The organism is Companilactobacillus paralimentarius DSM 13238 = JCM 10415, from assembly GCF_001434985.1.
GTDB classification, from domain to species: Bacteria; Bacillota; Bacilli; order Lactobacillales; family Lactobacillaceae; genus Companilactobacillus; species Companilactobacillus paralimentarius.
Genome location: NZ_AZES01000153.1, coordinates 1,729 through 2,872, shown reverse-complemented (window position 1 = coordinate 2,872; position 1,144 = coordinate 1,729). Strand labels below are relative to the sequence as shown.

Below are 1,144 nucleotides of genomic sequence, written 5' to 3'. Positions count from 1 at the left end.
ATGGTCTAACTGTTAACTTGAACCGCCATCAACTTGATTTGACGAACAGCCATTAAAACATCTTATTTAGCTATTTGCAATGCTTTTACTTAGTATTGTTAATACTTATTTTTCTATTATACAAAAAAACTCTAATCATCTTTAATTCGATGATTAGAGTTAACTGATATTAATCGCTTAATACCGGTGATCGGGGTCGAACCGATACTCCCTACTGGGAACAGGATTTTGAATCCTGCGCGTCTGCCAATTCCGCCACACCGGCATGTTATAACATGCCTGATTATTTAAGCATAACCAAAGGCGGTAACCGGATTTGAACCGGTGATGAAGGTTTTGCAGACCTCTGCCTTACCACTTGGCTATACCGCCATATTCAATTTCCAAAGCAATTGGGTTAGCTGGATTCGAACCAGCGCATGATGGAGTCAAAGTCCATTGCCTTACCGCTTGGCTATAACCCAATAAAAATAGGCGGTATGTGAGAATCGAACTCACGTGTGTCGGTACCACAAACCGATGTGTTAACCACTTCACCAATACCGCCATGATCAAAAGGTAGAAACAGGGATAGTAGGAATTGAACCCACACCGACGGTTTTGGAGACCGTAGTTCTACCTTTAAACTATATCCCTAATATGGAGGGGAGTGGATTCGAACCACCGAACCCGAAGGAGCGGATTTACAGTCCGCCGCGTTTAGCCAGACTTCGCTACCCCTCCAAAATGGCGCGGGACGGAATCGAACCGCCGACACATGCAGCTTCAATGCATTGCTCTACCAACTGAGCTACCGAGCCATTAAACGGTCCGTGCGAGAATCGAACTCGCGATCTCCTGCGTGACAGGCAGGCGTCCTAACCAACTAGACCAACGAACCAAGAATTAATTATTTGAAACAAATTGCGGGAGCAGGATTTGAACCTACGACCTTCGGGTTATGAGCCCGACGAGCTACCAGACTGCTCCATCCCGCGATAATAAAAAATGAATCATATGCTACCCACTAAGGAGGATGTGGGATTCGAACCCACGCGCCGCTTTCGCGACCTGACGGTTTTCAAGACCGTTCCCTTAAGCCGGACTTGGGTAATCCTCCATTGCTTAAAACATAAAACTATTAAACTAATGATGCTTACGCATC

At 45.4% G+C, this 1,144-nt stretch carries 10 tRNA genes; all 10 read right to left on the bottom strand.

Annotated features, from left to right (window positions below):
• Positions 1-181: 181 nt before the first annotated feature.
• Positions 182-265 (bottom strand) — tRNA-Leu (locus FD33_RS11440).
• A 36-nt stretch (positions 266-301) separates the two neighbouring features.
• Positions 302-372 (bottom strand) — tRNA-Cys (locus FD33_RS11435).
• 20 nt (positions 373-392) lie between these two features.
• Positions 393-464 (bottom strand) — tRNA-Gln (locus tag FD33_RS11430).
• A gap of 9 nt (positions 465-473) precedes the next feature.
• Positions 474-546 (bottom strand) — tRNA-His (locus FD33_RS11425).
• A 19-nt stretch (positions 547-565) separates the two neighbouring features.
• Positions 566-636, bottom strand: a tRNA-Trp gene (locus FD33_RS11420).
• Between the two features lie 4 nt (positions 637-640).
• Positions 641-723 (bottom strand) — tRNA-Tyr (locus FD33_RS11415).
• Between the two features lie 4 nt (positions 724-727).
• Positions 728-800: transfer RNA gene (locus tag FD33_RS11410), tRNA-Phe, on the bottom strand.
• A gap of 6 nt (positions 801-806) precedes the next feature.
• Positions 807-880 (bottom strand) — tRNA-Asp (locus FD33_RS11405).
• A gap of 23 nt (positions 881-903) precedes the next feature.
• Positions 904-977 (bottom strand) — tRNA-Met (locus tag FD33_RS11400).
• Positions 978-1,009: 32 nt separating this feature from the next.
• Positions 1,010-1,099 (bottom strand) — tRNA-Ser (locus FD33_RS11395).
• Positions 1,100-1,144: the final 45 nt, after the last annotated feature.